19 protein-coding genes and 1 pseudogene are annotated in these 18,319 nt (G+C 68.7%); 10 read left to right on the top strand and 10 right to left on the bottom strand.

Annotated elements, in window-relative coordinates; translation table 11 throughout:
• Window positions 1-43 precede the first annotated feature (43 nt).
• On the top strand, window positions 44-1,264 hold the full coding sequence (locus ACLARN_RS40590) for a GNAT family N-acetyltransferase (protein WP_409496794.1): 1,221 nt from the start codon (window positions 44-46) through the stop codon (window positions 1,262-1,264).
• Here the strand turns inward: ACLARN_RS40590 and mtnA are convergent.
• Entirely contained in the window at window positions 1,261-2,226 is a 966-nt protein-coding gene (gene mtnA, locus ACLARN_RS40585; protein WP_409496793.1) for an S-methyl-5-thioribose-1-phosphate isomerase, read from the bottom strand. The genes ACLARN_RS40590 and mtnA overlap by 4 nt on opposite strands.
• A gap of 57 nt (window positions 2,227-2,283) precedes the next feature.
• On the opposite strand from mtnA, the gene ACLARN_RS40580 reads away from it, so the two are divergent.
• Window positions 2,284-2,682, top strand: coding sequence for a RidA family protein (locus ACLARN_RS40580; protein ID WP_409496792.1), 399 nt, complete (start codon window positions 2,284-2,286; stop codon window positions 2,680-2,682).
• Window positions 2,683-2,924: 242 nt separating this feature from the next.
• Here the strand turns inward: ACLARN_RS40580 and ACLARN_RS40575 are convergent, their stop codons facing one another.
• From ACLARN_RS40575 to ACLARN_RS40560, 4 genes are all read right to left on the bottom strand, one after another.
• Window positions 2,925-3,389, bottom strand: a complete 465-nt coding sequence (locus ACLARN_RS40575; protein WP_409496791.1) for a YfbM family protein — start codon at window positions 3,387-3,389, stop codon at window positions 2,925-2,927.
• A 3-nt stretch (window positions 3,390-3,392) separates the two neighbouring features.
• On the bottom strand, window positions 3,393-4,187 hold the full coding sequence (locus ACLARN_RS40570; protein ID WP_409496790.1) for a PIG-L family deacetylase: 795 nt from the start codon (window positions 4,185-4,187) through the stop codon (window positions 3,393-3,395).
• Window positions 4,188-4,431: 244 nt separating this feature from the next.
• The gene (locus ACLARN_RS40565; RefSeq protein ID WP_409496789.1) at window positions 4,432-5,127 is read right to left on the bottom strand and encodes a dienelactone hydrolase family protein; all 696 of its coding nucleotides are present in this window, start codon (window positions 5,125-5,127) and stop codon (window positions 4,432-4,434) included.
• The gene (locus ACLARN_RS40560) at window positions 5,124-6,008 is read right to left on the bottom strand and encodes an arginase family protein (protein WP_409496788.1); all 885 of its coding nucleotides are present in this window, start codon (window positions 6,006-6,008) and stop codon (window positions 5,124-5,126) included. The genes ACLARN_RS40565 and ACLARN_RS40560 overlap by 4 nt, the downstream gene beginning before the upstream one ends.
• A gap of 73 nt (window positions 6,009-6,081) precedes the next feature.
• Here ACLARN_RS40560 and ACLARN_RS40555 point away from each other — a divergent pair, with 73 nt between their 5' ends.
• On the top strand, window positions 6,082-6,270 hold the full coding sequence (locus tag ACLARN_RS40555; RefSeq protein WP_409496807.1) for a hypothetical protein: 189 nt from the start codon (window positions 6,082-6,084) through the stop codon (window positions 6,268-6,270).
• Window positions 6,207-6,398, top strand: a pseudogene (locus ACLARN_RS40550) (TrpB-like pyridoxal-phosphate dependent enzyme); the annotation flags it as partial. The gene ACLARN_RS40555 and the pseudogene ACLARN_RS40550, both read left to right, overlap by 64 nt.
• A 69-nt stretch (window positions 6,399-6,467) precedes the next feature.
• On the opposite strand, the gene ACLARN_RS40545 reads toward ACLARN_RS40550, so the two are convergent.
• The 4 genes from ACLARN_RS40545 to araD all read right to left on the bottom strand — a co-directional run bounded on the left by ACLARN_RS40545 (window position 6,468) and on the right by araD (window position 12,787).
• The gene (locus tag ACLARN_RS40545; protein WP_409496787.1) at window positions 6,468-7,682 is read right to left on the bottom strand and encodes a GGDEF domain-containing protein; all 1,215 of its coding nucleotides are present in this window, start codon (window positions 7,680-7,682) and stop codon (window positions 6,468-6,470) included.
• A gap of 139 nt (window positions 7,683-7,821) precedes the next feature.
• On the bottom strand, window positions 7,822-9,033 hold the full coding sequence (locus tag ACLARN_RS40540; RefSeq protein ID WP_409496806.1) for an MFS transporter: 1,212 nt from the start codon (window positions 9,031-9,033) through the stop codon (window positions 7,822-7,824).
• Between the two features lie 80 nt (window positions 9,034-9,113).
• A complete protein-coding gene (locus tag ACLARN_RS40535; protein ID WP_409496786.1) occupies window positions 9,114-10,967 on the bottom strand; it encodes a VanW family protein in 1,854 nt (617 codons plus the stop codon).
• A 101-nt stretch (window positions 10,968-11,068) separates the two neighbouring features.
• Window positions 11,069-12,787: an L-arabinonate dehydratase gene (gene araD / locus ACLARN_RS40530; protein ID WP_409496785.1), complete on the bottom strand. Its 1,719-nt coding sequence runs from the start codon at window positions 12,785-12,787 to the stop codon at window positions 11,069-11,071.
• A gap of 35 nt (window positions 12,788-12,822) precedes the next feature.
• Here araD and ACLARN_RS40525 point away from each other — a divergent pair, with 35 nt between their 5' ends.
• Genes ACLARN_RS40525 through ACLARN_RS40515 form a run of 3 tightly spaced genes read left to right on the top strand, consistent with a single transcriptional unit; the run spans window position 12,823 to window position 15,011 of the window.
• Complete coding sequence (locus ACLARN_RS40525) at window positions 12,823-13,482, top strand: GntR family transcriptional regulator (RefSeq protein ID WP_409496784.1); 660 nt, start codon at window positions 12,823-12,825, stop codon at window positions 13,480-13,482.
• On the top strand, window positions 13,482-13,985 hold the full coding sequence (locus ACLARN_RS40520) for a metallophosphoesterase family protein (protein ID WP_409496783.1): 504 nt from the start codon (window positions 13,482-13,484) through the stop codon (window positions 13,983-13,985). The genes ACLARN_RS40525 and ACLARN_RS40520 overlap by 1 nt, the downstream gene beginning before the upstream one ends.
• An 18-nt stretch (window positions 13,986-14,003) precedes the next feature.
• Window positions 14,004-15,011, top strand: a complete 1,008-nt coding sequence (locus tag ACLARN_RS40515; RefSeq protein ID WP_409496782.1) for a PHP domain-containing protein — start codon at window positions 14,004-14,006, stop codon at window positions 15,009-15,011.
• A 29-nt stretch (window positions 15,012-15,040) separates the two neighbouring features.
• Here ACLARN_RS40515 and ACLARN_RS40510 read toward each other — a convergent pair whose 3' ends face one another.
• Complete coding sequence (locus ACLARN_RS40510) at window positions 15,041-15,682, bottom strand: GOLPH3/VPS74 family protein (protein ID WP_409496781.1); 642 nt, start codon at window positions 15,680-15,682, stop codon at window positions 15,041-15,043.
• A 211-nt stretch (window positions 15,683-15,893) separates the two neighbouring features.
• On the opposite strand from ACLARN_RS40510, the gene ACLARN_RS40505 reads away from it, so the two are divergent.
• Genes ACLARN_RS40505 through ACLARN_RS40495 form a run of 3 tightly spaced genes read left to right on the top strand, consistent with a single transcriptional unit; the run spans window position 15,894 to window position 18,293 of the window.
• Window positions 15,894-17,375: an APC family permease gene (locus tag ACLARN_RS40505; protein ID WP_409496780.1), complete on the top strand. Its 1,482-nt coding sequence runs from the start codon at window positions 15,894-15,896 to the stop codon at window positions 17,373-17,375.
• A complete protein-coding gene (locus tag ACLARN_RS40500; RefSeq protein ID WP_409496779.1) occupies window positions 17,372-17,932 on the top strand; it encodes a GNAT family N-acetyltransferase in 561 nt (186 codons plus the stop codon). The genes ACLARN_RS40505 and ACLARN_RS40500 overlap by 4 nt, the downstream gene beginning before the upstream one ends.
• A 49-nt stretch (window positions 17,933-17,981) precedes the next feature.
• Window positions 17,982-18,293, top strand: coding sequence for a hypothetical protein (locus tag ACLARN_RS40495; protein ID WP_409496778.1), 312 nt, complete (start codon window positions 17,982-17,984; stop codon window positions 18,291-18,293).
• Window positions 18,294-18,319 lie beyond the last annotated feature (26 nt).

Raw genomic sequence — 18,319 nt, 5'->3', positions numbered from 1 at the left:
TTAATGCGTGGCGGTCGTCGGTGAATGGGCGTAGGACGACAGGGTGAGCGACGACGGCTTGACCCTCCGCACCCTGACCACCGACGACCTGCCCGCCCTCTCGGACATGCTGGCCCGCGCGTTTCTCGCCGACCCCTCGGAAGGGTTCCAGCACCGTGAGGGGCTGGTGTTCGAACCCGAGCGTTCGCACGGCGTCTTCGACGGTGACGAACTGATCGGGATGGGGGAGATCCTCAGCCGGAAGATCACCCTGCCGGGTTCCGGGCCGACACCGTTCGCCGGGATCACGTCGGTCGGCGTCGCTCCGGGACATCGGAGGCGGGGCGCGCTCACCCGCGTCATGCGGGCGCAGCTCCACGGCCTGCACGAGGACGGCGCCGAGCCGATCGCCGCGCTGTGGGCCTCCGAAGCCGTCATCTACCCCCGCTTCGGCTACGGCCTCGCGACGCAGTTCTACCGCGCGAAGGTGCGCGCGAAGTCCGCGTTCCGGCCCGGCGTCGCACTCGACGCCGAGCGCGTGCGCGAAGTCGGCCGCGAGCAGGCGCTCCCGCTGGTCAAAGCGATCTACGAGAAGGAAGCGCCGCAACGGGTCGGCGCGCTGGACCGGCCGGGGGCGACGTGGGAGTTCAACCTCGACGACCCGGAGCGGCGAAGGAACGGCGCGACCGCGCTGAGGTTCGCCGTCCTGCCGGACGGCTACGCGATCTACCGGCTGAAGAACGACTGGAATGAGGAAGGCCCGCGAGGGACGTTGACCGTGCAGGAACTGGTCGCGACCACGCCGGAGGCGTACGCGACGCTGTACCGGTTCCTGCTCGACTACGACCTGGTCTTCACCGTGGAGACGTTCGCCGCCCTCGACGAACCGCTCATCCACCTTCTCGCCAATCCCCGTGCCATGACCCGGTCCGCCGGTGACTCCCTGTGGGTCCGGCTCGTCGACGTCGATCGGGCCCTGGTCACCCGCCGCTACAACGTGCCGGTGGATCTGGTGTTCGGCGTGCGCGACGCGTTCTGCCCGTGGAACACCGGGAACTGGCGGCTCGTCACCGATACCGACGGGAACGCCGAAGTGACCAGGGTGGAGGACGCGCCGGATCTCGAACTGGACGTGATCGACCTCGGCGCGATCTTCCTCGGCGGGACCCGGCCGAGCACACTGGCCGCGGCCGGGCGGATCAAGGAACGGACCGCCGGGGCGGTTTCGCGGGCGACGGCGGCGTTCGCCTCCGATCGTGAGCCGACCTGCCTGGAATCCTTCTAGCGGTTCAGGATTCCGTGCTCGGTGACCACGGCGGTGACCAGGTCGAACGGTGTGATGTCGAAGGCCGGGTTGAAGACCTGCGCGCCTTCGGGGGCGACCTTCGTGCCGCCGAAGCTCAGGACCTCGCCGGGATCGCGTTCCTCGATCACGATCCCGGTGCCGTCCGGCATCGCGGTGTCCACAGTGGACGACGGGGCGACGACCACGAACGGGACTCCGTGGTGCTTCGCCGCGATCGCCAGGCCGTAGGTGCCGATCTTGTTGGCGACGTCGCCGTTGGCGGCGATCCGGTCGGCGCCGACGAGCACACAGTCGACCAGGCCGCGGCTCATCGCGGCGGCGGCCGCGCCGTCGGGCTGGATCCGGTACGGGACACCGGCTTCGGCCAGTTCCCATGCGGTCAGGCGGGCACCCTGCAACAGCGGGCGGGTCTCGTCGACCAGCACGGACTCGACCAGACCGCGAGCGTGCAGGTGCCAGACGACGCCGAGCGCGCTGCCCCAGCCGACCGTCGCGAGGTGGCCGGCGTTGCAGTGGCTGAGCAGCCGCAACGGCCGCTGCTCGCAGTGTTCGAGCACTACTTCGGTCGCCAGCCGGGAGGCTTCGTGATTGATTCGCTCGTCCTCGTCGAGGATCGCCAGCGCTTCGGCGAGGACCGCTTCCGGCCCCTCCGGGAGCTTCGCGAGCGCGCGGGAGACGCCCCAGCTCAGGTTGACCGCGGTCGGCCGGGCCTTGGCGACGCGTTCCGCCTCGGCCTCGACGTCACCTTTCGCGAGGGTCGCGAGTACCACGCCGAGCGCCCCCGCCGCGCCGAGCGCGGGCGCCCCGCGAACCGCGAGACGCTGGATGGCGTCGACGAGTTCGCCGACCGTGCGCAATTCGAGCACGCGGTACTCGGCGGGCAGCACGGTCTGGTCGATGATCGTGACCGCGTCGCCGGTCCAGTCGATCGTCCTGCGCATGACTCCCCCGTGAAATCCAGTTGGCCGGCCGAGTCCGGTTCGGTCAGGATGCGGTTCGTGACCATTCAACGCCACCATCCGCCCGGTCTGCACCCCACGCCCACCTACCACCACGTGACCATCGTCGAAGGACGGCGGGACATCCACCTCGCCGGCCAGTGCCCGCTCGCCGAAGACGGCAAGGTCGTCGCGGGCGATGTGCTCGCCCAGGTCGATCAGGTCGTCGCGAACACCGCCGCCGCGCTCGCCTTCGCCAAGGCGACCCCGGCCGACGTCGTGCGCACGGTGCTCTACGTGGTGACGCCGGACGCGGACGTGCTTTCGGCCGTATGGGACCGGTTCGTCGAGTCGGAGATCGGGGAGGCGTTCACGACCGCGAGCACCCTGCTCGGCGTCGCGCAGCTCGGCTACCCCGGGCAGCTCGTCGAACTCGACGTCACCGCCGCCACGGCCTGACGCCGTTAGTGAGGGGTAGGGCAAAAGGTGACGCAGGGCGAGGGGTGTGTGGAAATAGGGACGTTGAGTGTCCCTATTTCCACACACCCTCTTCTGGATCCGGCGGTCACAGGGACTGTGTGGATTTTGGGTCCTCTAAAGCACCAAAATCCACACACTGAGGGTCGAGGTCCGGTATCGGGGCCGGTCACCGGCACCGCTCTCGAACAGGACCTTCCGTCCAGACCTGGGAAGCGGGATGGTCAGGTGATGATCGTGACGACCGGATCCTCGGCCTTCGCGGCATCGGCGAAGAAGGTCACGAGCACGTCGTAGTAACCGCGCACGTAGTCCAGCGCGTCAGGCTCGTCCCAGATCGACGGGTAGATCCCTTCGGCCTCGAGGTCCGAGAGTTCGACACCCCGCGCGAGCTTGTCGAACCCGGTTCGTGACAGCTCCGCGGCGACTTTCCCCACTTCGTCGGCCGTGAAGTACCGCGCCGGTCCGTCGCCGCCTTCTTCCCCCAGCAGCGTCCCGCCCAATACGAAGTCGACCTCGATCCCGCCTCGCCCGGCCAGGAACCACAACGCGTGCCACGCCTTGTCGATGTCCACGGCCCGCTCGGTGTCCGTGGTCTTCTCGGCGTACTCCCAGTACCGATCGGGCTCGTCGATCAGCTCACGCAGTTCACCGGACGTGACACGAAAGTACGCACCGCACATGCCCATCGGTCAGAGCCCCGCCATGAGGTCGGTCTCGGTGATGCCCGGCCCCTGACCCGCGCGGATGAACCACTCGACACCGAACGCCCACGCGAAACCTTCGTCGGGCATCGCGAGGAAGAACGAATCTTCACTGATCTGACTGGCGTGCGCGCGCATCGCGGCCCGCTTCTGCGGCAGGTACGCGGAGACGTCGACCCTCGCGGTCAGGACCGCTTCCGGCTTGCCGAATTCGGAACCGTCTTCGAAATCGGGAAGGTCCTCGGCCTTCATCTGCCCGGTCCGCACCGCCTCTTCCATCCCGCGGCGCATCTCGTCACTGTTGCTCGTGGCCTCGTACACCCGCGGCGTGCCCGCCAGCTCGGCAGCGCGCATCCCGACGCGGTGCACCTGGATGTGATCCGGATGTCCGTAGCCACCGTTGTCGTCGTAGATGGTCAGGACGTCGGCCTGCTCCTCGCGCAGGATCTCGGCCAGTCGCTGCGCGGCCTCCTCGACGTCGGCCTGCCAGAACGTGCCGGGCACGTCGTTGCGTGGCTCGCCCATCATGCCGGAATCCGTGTACCCCAGGAACTCCACACGCTTGGCCCCCAGCACCTCTGCCGAAGCGTGCGTCTCCTGCACACGGCGCTGCCACAACTCCTCCCCGTCGTCGAGGAACCCGTCCGGAACCTCGCCGACCTCGCCCCTGGTCGCGACGACGAGCACGACACGGTGACCTTCCTCGAAGGCCTTGCGCATGACGCCGCCCGCGACGATGCACTCGTCGTCGGGGTGGGCGTGAAAACTCACCAATGTGGCCATGGTGGGGAAACTACCGGGAGGCACCGACATATTCCGGCACGCACCCACCCGCTGAGGTCGGCTTACAGCCCTGACGACGACATCCCGGATCCGGATGTTTTCGGAGAGTCACCAGCGCAGGTCTGGATCGTCCTGGAAGTGGGCGGCGGCCACGGCACGAGAATCCAGCCCCGGCGCCCGAAGCTCCGCGCAAACTGCCATGTGCTGTCTCCGGGGGTAAATGGCAGGCAGCCTTCACGGACTTCTAAGCCTGAGTCGGATAGGTTCGGTTCAGGAACTCCAGTGTCAGTGCCCAAGCCGCCGCGGCGGGCTCGGGCTGATGGAACATCGGCGCGACATGGTTGTGGAAAGCGTGCCCCGCGCCCTCGTGGATGTGGATTTCCGCGCCGTCGTGAGAAGCGACCGCGTCGGCCAGGCGACGCACGCCTTCGACGGGAATGTACGGATCCGCACCGCCGAACTGGAACTGGATCGGGCAAGTGATCTTGTCCAGCAAGGGAAGCTGCTCCGTCACCCGCGAGCCGTAGTACGAAACGGCGACGTCCGGGTCGCCCTCGGCGGCGGCCGCGTAGGCCATCGAGCCGCCGAGGCAGAAGCCGAAGACGCCCACGCGGCCATCGGTTTCGGGCAGGGAACGCAGCATCGCCAGTGTCGCGAGTACGTCGGTGACCGCGCGTGCCGGGTCGAGTCGGCCCGCGACCGCCATCGACGCCGAGACCCCGGCTTCGTCGTGGGTGGCCGACCAGCCGGGTTCGATACGCCAGAACAGTTCGGGCACGGCGACGACGTAGCCGAGCGCGGCCAGGTCGGCGGCGACGGACTTGAGGTAGTCGTCGAGACCGAAGATCTCCTGGATCAGCACCAGTCCCGGGCCGGAGCCGGATTCGGGCAGCCAGAGCGGGGCGTCGAACGAGCCGTCGGCGACGGTCACTTTCGTCATCGGGTTCCTTCCAGCGCGTGCACGAGACAGTCCGTCACCAGAGCCGCCTGCGTGCCGTCGGGGTCGAGGTCGGGATCGAAGATGGTCAGCTCCAGTCCGGCCGCGCCGGGGATCGCGAGCAGACCGCGAAGAAGTTCGACGAGCTTGTCCGGGTCGATCCCGTCGGGATCGGGACTGTCCACAGCGGACACGAACTCCGGGTCGAGGGTGTCGATGTCGATGTGGATCCAGAAACCGTCCAGTGGCGCGAAAATCTCGTGTGCGGCGGCGAGTGCGCCGTCGGTGCCGGAGGCCATGATCTCCTGGCTGGTCACGATGCGAAGCCCGGCTTCCCGCGCCTCGGCGGATTCCTCCGCGCGCACGCCGAGCACGAGGACGTCTTCGTCGCGGACGTAGGGACCCAGTCCGTCCACATCGGCCAGTTCCGGTGTGCCGCGGCCGGTCATGACGGCGAGGGCCTCACCGCCGACGGAGGCGACGTGGTCGGAGTTGCCGAGGTGCCGGAAGTCGTCGTGCCCGTCGAAGTAGACGATGCCGAAGCGGCCTTCGCGGCGCAGGGCCAGCATCGCGGCGAGCGCGATGGAGCAGTCGCCGCCGAGAACGACCGGGAAGCCGCCGTCCGCGCGGATCTTCGCGAGCCGCCCGGCGAGGGCCGCCGTGTAGTCCGCGATACCGGCCGCGTTCCGGGCGCCGCCGTCCGGCGACCAGTCCGGCAGATACCGCGGCGGAGTGACCACGCCGCCGTCGGTCGCTCCCAAACGGCTGAGCAGGCCGTGGTCACGCAGTGCGCCCGGCGCCTTGTAGCAGCCAGGAACCACACCTTCGGCGGGCGGACGCAGGCCGAGGTTGGACGGTGCGTCGAGCAGTACGAGATTCCCCATCACCCCACCGTAGTAGTCACGCCTGGTGTCGCGCTGTCCGTCCCCTTAGGTTGAAGGGAACGGAGGAGGCTCAATGGCGGAGCGGACGAAGTACATCCTCGACGAAGCGGACATGCCGACCAGGTGGTACAACGTCATCCCGGATCTGCCGGAGCCGCCACCGCCACCGCTGCATCCGGGCACCCGCGAGCCGGTCGGCACGCGCTCGCGACGTGTATCCAGGAAGCGTTGCGGTGCAAAGAAACTGGCGAGGAGAAGGTGATCTTGACGGCGCTGTGCGGCCACGCGCACCTCGACTTCCCGGCGTACGGCGCGTACCTGGCGGGCGACATCGCCGACAACGCGCTGCCCGACTCCGTCCTTGAGAAGTCTCTCGCGAGCCTCCCGTAGCTGTTATGAACGGACCGTTCATAACAAAATTTGTTATGAACGGACCGTTCATAACGCGCGCGGTGGGGATCAGCCGGTGACTTGGTAGCCGGAGGTCCGGTTCCGCCCGGTGTTCTTAGCCTCGTACAGCGCCTGGTCCGCGACGGCGATCACCGCGTCGAGGTCGGTCACGCCCGGCCGGTCGGCGAGGCCGATCGACACGGTCACGTGCTCCGGCAGGTTATCCGCACGCGACGCCACACTCGACCGGATCCGCTCCGCGATGGCGTGCGCGTGCACCGCGGGCGTGCCGGGCAGCAGGACGACGAACTCCTCACCGCCGAACCGCCCGACCAGATCCGTGCCGCGCACCTCGGTACGCAGCGTTTCCGCGATGGCGGCCAAGTATCGATCGCCGACGAGATGCCCGTGCCGGTCGTTGATCAGTTTGAACCGGTCGACGTCGAGCATCAGCAGGCTGGTGTGCCGTCCGGCGCGCCGCGCTCGGTCGAGTTCGTCGGCCGCGGCCTCGCGCCACGCCTTGGCGTTGAGCAGCCCGGTCTTGGCATCGCTGCGCGCCTGCCGTTTCAGCTGCCGCAGCAGTACCCCGCGGTGCAGCACCAGTGTGATCCCGACGACCAGCAGCAGCACCACCGGCCAGTCTCGCAGCGCCCACGCCACGATGACGCCGAGCGCGATCGTCGCCGCTTCGAGCGCGTACTCGAATGGCTTCGCCAGTGCGTCGCGCAGCTGGTCGTGCGGGCTGCCGTAGTACACCGCGACGGTCATCAGCGCGGTGTTGACCAGCAGGAACACCCCGCCTGCCGCGACGACCAGCCCGAACGACCGGAGGTCGCGGGGGAGGACGTCGAACGGCGCCGCGTACCGGTCGAGGAACGCCGCGGCCGCGAAACCGGAGAGCACGGTGGCCGACGCGGAGAACGTCCGCCGGAACAGCGGGTTCGGCTGCCCGCGGAACCAGCGGTAGAAGAACGACACGGCGATGACGAGCGCGGCGAGCGTGGGGTGGATCAGCAGCACCGCGGCGAAGGTCCATACGCTGTCCAGCGAAATGTGTGGCGTCCCCGCGAAACGTTCCCGGACGCGCTCTACGGGGCGTGACAATTCCGTGTACAGCACGGCGCTGATGATCAGGATCGCGAAGGGGACAGCGTCACCCGGAGTGAACGGGACACGGAGAAAAGACCAGGCGGATCCGGCGATCGCCGCGACGTCCACCAGAAGGACGAAGCCGATCAAACCGCGGTGGGGTAGCCGCCACAGCGCCCAATTCGTTAGCGCCACGGTGACGAACGTAATCGGTTGGATACTAGGTGTCACTACGCTGTATGGGTAGGCGTGGGTGCACCACGCGTGACCGGGATCGGGACTTGGAGGGGGTGAGCTCCATGCGCGGGCAGAACTGGTGAATACCCGGTTCCGGTCAAAGGGGGTGAAGCGGGGCCACGTGGCGCCATGCCCGGGTGGCCGGAACAGCCACTACGAGACCGGCGAGTGCGATGACCGAGACCGTCGTCGCGGGTGAACCGAGTACGCCGACGAGCAGGCCGCCGGCGATCAGCCCGATTCCCTGCACGGCGATGAGTCCCGACCCGGCGAGGCCGAAGGCTTGGCCTCGTTCGGTGTCGGGTACCAACCGCATGAACGTGGTGCTCGCGGTGACCTGGTAGGCCGCGCACATCCCGGACAGCACCAGCAGTCCGGCGGCGTAGGGGAGCGAAGGCCGGAACCAGAACGCCGCGAGCGGCACGATCGCGCCGAGCGCCAGTATCCCGACCAGCCGCAGCCGGACCTCCGGCCGGACAAGGCGGCCCAGCACGAACACCCCGAGCACGATCCCCGCCGGATGCGCGGCGAGCAGCAGCCCCGCCGTCACCGCCCCGCCGCCGATCTCCGCGGCGTAGGGCACGGCGAGCCCTTCCGGCACGATCACGAAACCCGCCAGCCACGCCAAGCCGACCAGCGCGCGCAACCGGCGGTCGTGCCAGATCGTGCGGGCACCCGCCGAAAGCCGTCGCAACGTCGACGTCGCCGGGCCGTCCGCTCCCGTCGCGGGCCTGGCACGGACACCCAGCCGCAGGACGATCGCGGAGATCCCGAACGTCACCGCGTCGATCGCGAGGCCCCGGCTGGTCCCGACCGCGGCGATCACCACGCCGCCGAGGGCGAACCCGGCGAGCTGGCCGACCTGGTTGGTGATCTTCAGCAGGGACTGGCCGAGTACGTACTGATCCCCGCTCAGCACCGACGGCAGGACGGCGGCCTGCGCGGCGGTGAACGGGGCGTTCGCCAGTTGCACCACCACGAGCACGGCGGCGAGCGCGGGCAGCGGGAGGCCGGGGATCGCGAGCACCGCGACCAGCGCGGCCCGGACGACGTCGGAGCAGACCATCACCGCCCGGCGCGGGAACCGGTCGGCCAGCCCGCCGAGCAGCGGCCCGCCGATCAGGTCGGGCAGGTAGGTGAGCGCGTAGGTCAGCGCGGGCCAGGTCGCCGACTGGGTCCGCTGGAACACCAGTACCGACAGGGCGACCCTGGCCACCTGGTCGCCGAGGATCGACTGGAGTTCCGCGAACCAGATCGCCCGCAGTTCACCGACCGCGAGGATCTGCCGGAAGGTCGCCGTCGAGGTCACGAGGTGGCCACCCCCGTTCAGTCGGGTCGCCACTCAGCGTACCTCCGCGGACGCGCTCGGTGAACGCGTCCGGGTGAAAATTACTCCGTACCGCAGGTGATCTTCGGCTGAGGGTTGTAGTGCACGTTCCGGGTGTGCCGCCGGACCTCGCGGCCGGAAGCGGCGTCCTTGATGACCCGGGTGTCCGACGTGGTGAAGCCGGGCGCGCCGTTGCTGGGCTTGCAGTTCTCGGCGGGGCCGGGCTTCGTCGGCGGCTCGGACGGGTTGGTGCGGCCGCCCGGGATCGACTCGACGGTGTACTTCTTGGTGCCCCACAGCCGGATCGTGATCTCCGACGGCGACCAGATGGTCTGGATCGCGACGCCGGTGTCACCGTCGTTGGTGAACTTCAGGTCGATCACGCTGCCGCCACTGTGGTTCTGGAACACGGTCGCCTCGCGCGCGGCGGGGTACCGGCTGATGTAGTAGCTGTGTTCCTTGTGCTCGGTGTCCTTCATACCGGCGAAGTACGAGGCGTTGTACAGCGTGGTCGCGAACTGCGAGATACCGCCGCCGACCTCGCGGCCGGGCGCGCCGTCCTTGATGACACCGGCTTCGACGTAGCCCTGTGCCGCGCCGCGCGGGCCGGTGAACCCGTTGAGGCTGAACGTCTCGTTCGGCTTCACGATGGCGCCGTTGACCTTCTGCGCCACGACCCGGATGTTCGTCCCCGAGTCCGGGGCGAAGCCGCCGGTCTTGAACTCGCTGACGACCTCCTTGATGCCGAGCTGGTTCGCCTGCTCGGTGGTCACCTTGGCCGGGGTCTTCTTGTAGGTCACCGGCAGCTCGCGGGGCGCGGCGCGCTTGAGCACGTCGAGCACCGGCTTGAGGCTCGGCTCCCAGTCGACGACGTTGGCGTCCTCGGAGGGCTGGACGGTCGGCTTGCCGCCTTCGAAGACGATCTGCGCGTCCTTGCCCTCCTTCTCGGTGGACTTCAGCTGCGGACCCGCGGCCTCGATGATCTTGTTGTTGTCCACCTTCGGGTTCAGCACGCCGCCGTCGGCGGCCTCGAAGGTCAGCGCGCCCGCGATGGCGTCGGGTTTGACGACGGCGTCCTTGCCCTCGCCCTTGATCACCATCGGTGACGCCACGGCGGGCTTCGCGATCTGTTCGAGGGCGGCGTGGACGGCCTCCGCGGAGACCTTGACCGGGGTCTGGGTGACCGCGAGCGTGAGCGGCTCACCGCTCGCCCAGCGGTCGAGGATCGTCTGCTTGGCGGCCTCGACGTCGAGCTTCTGCCCGGCCTTCGGCTCGACGGCCACCGGCTTGGCCTCCTCGAAGCGGACGGTGCCTTCGACGGGGTCGCGGTCGATCTTGTCGCGCAGGCTCGCCAGCGCGGAGGTGAGCTTCTCGTCCTCGGTGCGCGTGACGACGCCGACCTCGGTGGTCGAGAAGAACGACGCGATCCGCGTGAACGGGTTCAGCGGCTGGTCGCCCGCCTGGTCGAGGGTGGCGGGCCAGTCGAGGCGCAGGCCGGCCGTGTTCGGCGCCAGCGACTCCTCGGCGTCGCCCGCGACGACCTTCACCGGCCGGGTCAGGCGCGGCTCGATCTTTCCCTTGAGCTCCTTCTCGGCCGCGGCGCGGTCCATCCCGCCGACGTCGACCCCGGCGACGGTGACGCCGCGGGGGACGCTGCCCTGGGAGACCAGCACGTCGAGGGCGTACGCGACGACCAGCAGGCCGAGCACGCCGCCACCGATGAAGGCGGCCTTGCGGTAGCTGCGTCGGCGCTTCGGTGGCGCGGGCTCCTGCGGCGTGGCAGACTCCGCGAACCCGGGCGTGACGACCGGGAGAATGTCCGTCTGCTCGGCATGGGACTCGGGCCAGCGCGGTTCCTGCGGCAACACTCCACCCTCCACGGTCCGGCGAGCACGCCGGACGTCGTGATCGAACATCCGGGCCTTCCACGCGTTCCGGACGTACGTTCAAGATACGGGGCGCGTTTTGTGGGCCTGCAACTCGCCCGGTTGGGTGATCGGGCCACTCCGTCGGGTGGTCACTGGGCGTCAGGTTCGGGATTTTCACCCACATGAGCGAGAAAATCGAAGTCACAGCCCGCGTCGGCTTGCGTGATGTGTTCGGCGTACAACGCGCCGTAACCTCGTTCGTGGCGCGGGGCGGGCGGTGTCCACTGTGCCCGGCGGCGTTGCAATTCCGCATCATCGACTTCAAGGCTGAGCTGTCGCGAAGGGACGTTCAAGGTGATGGGGTCGCCGTCACGCACCAGCGCGAGCGGCCCGCCGACGTGGGATTCCGGCGCGACGTGCAGCACGCACGCGCCGTAACTGGTGCCGCTCATGCGGGCGTCGGAGACCCGGACCAGGTCCCGGACCCCCTTGGCCAGCAGGTGATCGGGCAGCGGCAGCATTCCGTACTCGGGCATGCCGGGGCCGCCGAGCGGGCCGGAACCGCGCAGCACCAGAACGGAATCCTCGGTGATGCCGAGCGCGGGATCGTTGATACGTGCCTTCAAGTCCTTGTAGTCGTCGAAAACCACCGCGGGTCCAGTGTGGACCAGCAGGCGGGGATCCGCGGCGATGTGCTTGATCACCGCGCCCGACGGCGCCAGATTGCCCCGAAGCACCGCGACCCCTCCTTCGGCGGCGACAGGGTTGTCGCGGGTGCGGATGACGTCGTCGTTGTGCACTCGCGCCGTTTTCAGCGTCTCGCCAAGGGTTTTGCCGGTGACGGTGACGCGATCGGTGTGCAGCAGGTCGGTCAGCCGGGAGAGCAGGCCGGGAAGTCCGCCGGCGTAATAGAAATCCTCCATCAGCCAGTCCCCGCCGGGCCGGATGTTCGCCAGCACGGGGACTCTGCGCGCGATCGCGTCGAAATCGTCGATGGACAACGGGATCCGCCCGCGACCGGCCATCGCGATCAGGTGGATGACGGCGTTGGTGGAGCCGCCGAGTGCGAGCACGGTGGTGATCGCGTCGGCGTACGCGCGCTCGTCGAGGATCTTCGTGATGGTGAGGTCCTCCCACACCATGTCCACCACCCGCGCGCCGCTCGCCGCGGCCATCCGGTGGTGCGCCGAGTCGACGGCGGGGATCGACGCCGCGCCGGGCAGCGTCAGCCCGAGCACTTCGGCGACCGACATCATCGTGGCGGCGGTTCCCATCGTCATGCAGGTGCCGGGGGAACGGGCGAGTCCACGCTCCAATTCGGACAGTTCCTCGTCGCCGATCAGCCCGGCACGCTTGTCGTCCCAGTACTTCCACATGTCGGTGCCGCTGCCGAGCACCTCGTTCCGCCAGTGCCCGCGCAACATCGGGCCCGCCGGCACGAAAAGGGCGGGCAGGCCCGCGCTCGTCGCGCCCATCAGCAACGCCGGGGTCGTCTTGTCGCAGCCACCCATGAGGACCGCGCCGTCGATCGGGTAGGACCGCAGGATCTCCTCGGTCTCCATCGACAACAGATTGCGGTAGAGCATCGGCGTCGGCTTCTGGAAGGTCTCCGACAGCGTCGCGACCGGGAACTCCAGTGGGAAACCGCCCGCCTGCCACACCCCGCGCTTGACCTGTTCCGCGCGTTCGCGCAAGTGCATGTGGCAGGGGTTGATGTCGCTCCAGGTGTTGAGGATCGCGATGACGGGTTTCCCGAGATGCTCTTCCGGGTTGTAGCCGAGTTGCCTGCTCCGGGCCCGGTGGCTGAAACCGCGCAGTTCGTCGCCGCCGAACCAGCGATGGCTCCGGAGTTCTTCAGGGTTCCTCATGACCACGATTATGGCATCTCATATATGATTGCCCGATGGTATCGACCTTCAACCTGCCCGCTTCGCGCACCGAAGTGGTGCTCGACGAGATCCGCCGCGGCATCCTCACCCGCGAGCTGAAACCCGGTCAGGCGCTGGTCGAAGCCGAACTCGCGGCCCGGCTCGGGGTGTCGAAGACGCCGGTCCGCGAAGCGCTGAAGGTGTTGTCGAACTCGGGGCTCGTGACCTTCAGCCCGTACAAGGGCGCGTCGGTGTGCGTGGTGGACGCGGAGCTGGCGAAGTCGGTCTACGACGTCCGTATGGTGCTGGAGCCCGAAGCCGTGCGCCGGTCGGTGGAACGCCGGTCGCCGGACCTGCTCGAAGACGCCGCCGAGGCGCTGAAAGAGGCGTCGGCGGCGATCTCGGACAAGGACCAGGCCGAGCTCAGCCTGCTCAACCGCCGGTTCCATCGCGCGCTCTACAGCGGCTGCGGAAACCCGCTGATGGTCTCGATGCTGGACGACCTCAAGGACCGCGCCGCGTTGATCAGCGTGGTCGGCTGGGAGGCGAATCCCAGCTGGCGCAAGGAATGGAACGAGCACAAGGCGGTACTGGCGGCGGCGAAGAAGGGTGACGCGGACGGCGCCGCCGGGCTGCTGCGTGCCCATATCGGCGACTTCCTGGACCGGATCCTCGGGGCCATCGGAGACGAGTGATGCGCCTGCTGCTCATCGCCGACACGCATCTGCCGCCGCGTGCCAAGGCGCTGCCGGACCAGGTCTGGCGCGAGGTTGAGGCGGCGGACGTAGTCGTCCACGCCGGTGACTGGGTCGAGGTCGCTCTGCTGGACGAACTCGAGGCCCGGAGCAAGCGGCTCATCGGGGTCTACGGCAACAACGACGGCGCGGATCTGCGGGAGCGGCTTCCCGAGGTCGCGCGGGCCGACCTCGACGGCGTCCGGCTGGCGGTCATCCACGAAACCGGCGGCAAACAAGGCCGCGAGCGACGCTGCGACGATCTCTTCCCGGACACCGACGTCCTCGTCTTCGGGCACAGCCACATCCCGTGGGACACGGTCACGCCGAAGGGGTTACGGCTGCTGAACCCCGGCTCGCCGACCGACCGGCGGCGTCAGCCGTTCTGCACGTACCAGACCGCCGAGATCCGCGACGGCGAGTTGCGCGATGTCGCTCTGCATGAGCTGCCCTTACGCCGCTGACGGGGTAGACAGGTAGCCATGGAACCGGCGCAGGCGTTGAGGGAGATCGCGTTCCGGCTGGAGCGCGCGGGCGAGCCGACCTACCGGGTGCGGGCCTTCCGGCAGGCGGCTTCGGTGATCGCCAAGGTCAAGCCGGACGACCTGCGCAAACGCGCCGAGGCCGGCACGCTGACCGCGTTGCCGAATATCGGCAAGGCGACCGCGGCCGTCGTCGAAGACGTCCTCGCCGGGCGTCGTCCCGCGTATTTCGAGAAGATCGGCGAGCCGAAACTGCCCGACGGTGGCCCGATGCGGGCGGCGTTACGCGGCGACTGCCACACCCATTCGGACTGGTCCGACGGTGGAAGCCCGATCGAGGAGATGGCCGAGGCCGCCCGCGCGCTGGGGCACGAATGGATGGTCCTGACCGACCATTCGCCCCGGCTGACCGTCGCCAATGGGCTCTCGCCCGAACGGCTGCGGCGGCAGATGGACGTCGTCGCGGAACTGAACGAGACGATGGCGCCGTTCCGGATCCTGCACGGCATCGAGGTCGACATCCACCTCGACGGCACCCTCGACCAAGAGGAAGAACTGCTGGAGCAGCTGGACTTCGTCGTCGCGAGCGTGCATTCGAAACTGCGGATGCCCGCGAAGGAGATGACGCCGCGGATGCTCGCGGCGGTACAGCATCCGAGGGTCCGGGTCCTGGGGCACTGCACCGGGCGGCTGGTGATGGGCGCGCGCGGGAAGCGGCCCGAGTCGGAGTTCGACGCCGAGGCGGTGTTCACCGCTTGCCGGGACAACGGGGTGGCCGTCGAGATCAACTCGCGTCCCGAACGCCGGGACCCGCCGACGCGGCTGCTGAACCTGGCCGTGGACCTGGGCTGCGACTTCGCGATCGACAGCGACGCGCACGCGCCCGGGCAGCTGGACTGGCTGGTCTACGGCTGTGCGCGGGCGACCGAACTGGGGATCGAGCCGGACCGGGTGATCAACACCCGTACCGCCGACGACCTGCTGGCCGCCGGCCGAGACCGCGACTAGTCCTCTACTTGCGGTAGCCCGGGAAAGCGTCAGTGGCGGTCGCCGGTGTAGACGACGGCGGCGCCCACCGCGTCCACACCCGAGATCAGCTCGGCCAGCGCCTTCGGGAGTTCGCGGTGGGTGGCCTCGGCCCACGCCCGCAGCCCGGCGCGGTCGAGTTCCGGTTCGCAGAGATCGTCGAGACCGATGGTCCAGGCCAGCAGGGCAAGACAGACCGAATGCGGATCCGGCCGTTCGGTGCCGAGTACGGCGGCCCTTGCCTTGCTGCGCGCGGCCGTCGACATCAGCAGATCCCGTGGCGGGTACCGGTGATTCTTCCGCATGAGCCCCCGGTCGGTCTCGCGGTTGATCACTCCCGCGGTGAGCAGATTGTCGGCGACTGTTTCCCCGAGATCGTGACGAAGGTGGTCGACCCATTCCCGGACGGTGTGCCACTCGCCTTCGCGGAGGATTTCCGAGAACACCCGATCCAGCGCGGGATGGGCGAGGCCACGTCGCGACAGCGGCCGGATTCGCTTGCGTTCCACGGTGATCCGCTCGGCGAGGAGGAGATCACAGAGCGCGGAGCCGGCCATTCCGATGCCGAGCCCCGTGCGGCGCAGCGCGGGTTTTCCGGTGAACTCGTCGTGGGCGAGGAAGAACAGGGAATCGACCAAGGTCAGCCGACGCATGAATGCACGCCCTCCGGCGTTGTGGTGCGGGACGGCCAAAGTAGCGGTACCCGCCGGACCACTGCGACCCGAGGTCCGTTTTTAGCCTGAACGGACGTATCTCGCCGCCTTGTCCGGCCCTAAGGTTGGATGGCCTCTCAAGATCAAGATCAAGATCAAGAGCACGAACCGACCGTGTTCACCGCCATTCGACGTCCGGGGGGACGGGTCAATGGGTACGCACAGGCCGAGGCGCGTCCTCGGCCACCGGCGGCTCGGTGCCGCCCAGATCGTCTTCTTCGTCGTCGCCGCGGTGGGTCCGCTGTTCGCCATCGCGGGCGGGGTCCCGACGAACTACGCGGTCACCGGCAGTGTCGGTGTGCCGCTGTCGTTCCTCCTGCTCGCCCCGATACTGGGGCTGTTCGCGGTCGGGTACGCGGCGATGAGCCGCTACATCACCAACGCGGGAGCCTTCTATCCCTACGTCGCCAACGGTGTCGGCAAATCCACCGGCGCAGGGATCGCGTTCGTCACGCTGATCTCCTACAACGCCATCCAGATCAGCATCTACGGCCTGTTCGGCTGGTCGGTGTCGACCTGGCTCGGCACGCTCACCGGGTCCCCTCCGCCGTGGTGGCTGTGCGCGCTGATCATGGCGCTGATCATCGGCGCGCTCGGTGTCCTCCGGGTCGATCTCAACGCCAAGGTGCTCGGGGTGGCGCTGTGCCTCGAGGTCGCCGTCGTGGCGATCGTCGACATCGCGTTGTTCGCGAATCCCGCCGGTGGCAGCGTTTCCTTCGTGCCGCTGGAACCATCGAGCCTGTTCACCACCGGCGTTGGCGCGGTGTTCGCGTTCTCCGCCGCCGCGTTCATCGGCTTCGAGGGCGCGGCGACCTACGGCGAGGAGACCCGCGAACCCAGCCGCACGGTCGGCAGGGCGACGTTCGCGGCGATCGGTCTCGCGGCGGTACTCTACGTCGTCTCGTCGCTCGCACTGGCCGTGGGAACCGGACCCGACGTCATCGTGACCACCGCGGCCGCACAGGGGCCGGATCTGCTGTTCACATTGGCGGGCGAGCATCTGGGCGGCACGTTCGCCGACATCGCCTACACGCTCTTCGTGACCGGCCAGTGTGCGGCGCTGCTGAGCTTCCACAACGCCGTCGCGCGGTATTTCTTCGCGCTGGGCCGGGAAGGGCTGCTGCCGCGTTCACTGGCCAAGACCAGCAAGCGCACCGGGGCGCCGGTGGGCGGTTCACTCACGCAGACAGCGCTCGCGCTGGTCGTGGTGACCGCGTTCGCGATCGCGGGCCGCGACCCGGTCACCGAACTGTTCGTGTGGCTCGGCGCGACGGCGTCGACCGGTGTCGTGGTGATCATGATCGCCGTCTCGCTTTCGGTGATCGGCTTTTTCAAACGGCGCCGCCACGCGGAAAACGCTTGGCGCCGCTGGATCGCGCCGGGACTGGCGATCCTCGCGTTGTCGACCGTCCTCGCGCTGATCCTGCTCAACTTCGACCTGCTGCTCGGTCCGGCCGGGAGCTTCCTGTTGCGCTGGGGCCTGCCCGGCCTGATCGTCCTCGCGGCACTGGTGGGTTTCCTGCGCGCGGAGGTACTGCGGACCCGGGATCCCGAGACGTACGCCGCGATCGGCGGCCCGCTCGAAGACGAGGGTGAAGCACGTGAACCCGCTCCGCTGAGGTCGGGGCGATGATCGTGCGCGCCGCCGCACCGTCCGAAATGGACACTGTGGTCGACGTGCTGTCCGAGGCCTTTCACGAGGACCCTGTCAGTGTGTGGGTCTTTCCCGGCGATGCGCGCCGCGCGGTGGCGCTGCCGATCTTCCATCGCGCGATCCTGCGCGGGACGCTGGCCGCGGGCGGCCACGTCGACGTCACCGGCGACCTGTCCGCCGCCGTCCTCTGGACACCCGGCGGCGGCGAAGACGTGGACGGTGACGCGTTCTCCGGGCTCACCAGGGAAGAACTGGGCAGGCTCGCCGCGTTGTTCGAGTTGATGACGAAGCACGCCCCCGGCGGCGACTACCACCACGCGCAGTTCATCGGCGTCCGCAAGAGTGCTCAGCGGCAGGGGATCGGCGCGAGGCTGCTGCGGCATGGGCTCGACCGCAACGGCACCGTGCCCGCGTACCTGGATGCCAGCAGCCAGGAGAGCGCGAAACTGTACCGGCGCTTGGGTTTCCGTGACCACGGCCCGGCGTTCGCGGCCGAGGGCGGGCCGTCGATGCGGCCGATGTGGCGTGACCCGTGACAGATCTCTCGTCGATTTGTCTATAAAGGACTGGTAAAGTGTCGGGCAGATGACGACGAACCGTGCCCCCGCCTCACGGCACCGTTCCGTCTTCTTTCTGCTGATCTTGCTCGTCTTCGCCTTCGTCACGCCGACCGTCCCCCACGGTCATGGCGGCGTCGCGAAGGAAGACCCCGTCGCCGTTTTCGCGACCCATCCGCTGCCCGCCTTCCACGGCGGCCAAGCCGTTCCCCTCGCCGACGTGCCCGCCGAAACGGCGACCGTCGACCTCCCCGACGCCGGCCCCGCCCCTGAGCAGGGTGAGCCCGTCGTCGTCAGCCGTGCGGTGCCCCAGGCGGCCGCACGGGCGCCTCCGCGCTGATCCGGTCCCCATAACCGCATCAGCCA

The sequence above is a fragment of the Amycolatopsis sp. cmx-11-12 genome (assembly GCF_046269425.1).
Classification (GTDB): domain Bacteria; phylum Actinomycetota; class Actinomycetes; order Mycobacteriales; family Pseudonocardiaceae; genus Amycolatopsis.
This window is presented reverse-complemented; position numbering and strand designations above follow the sequence as displayed.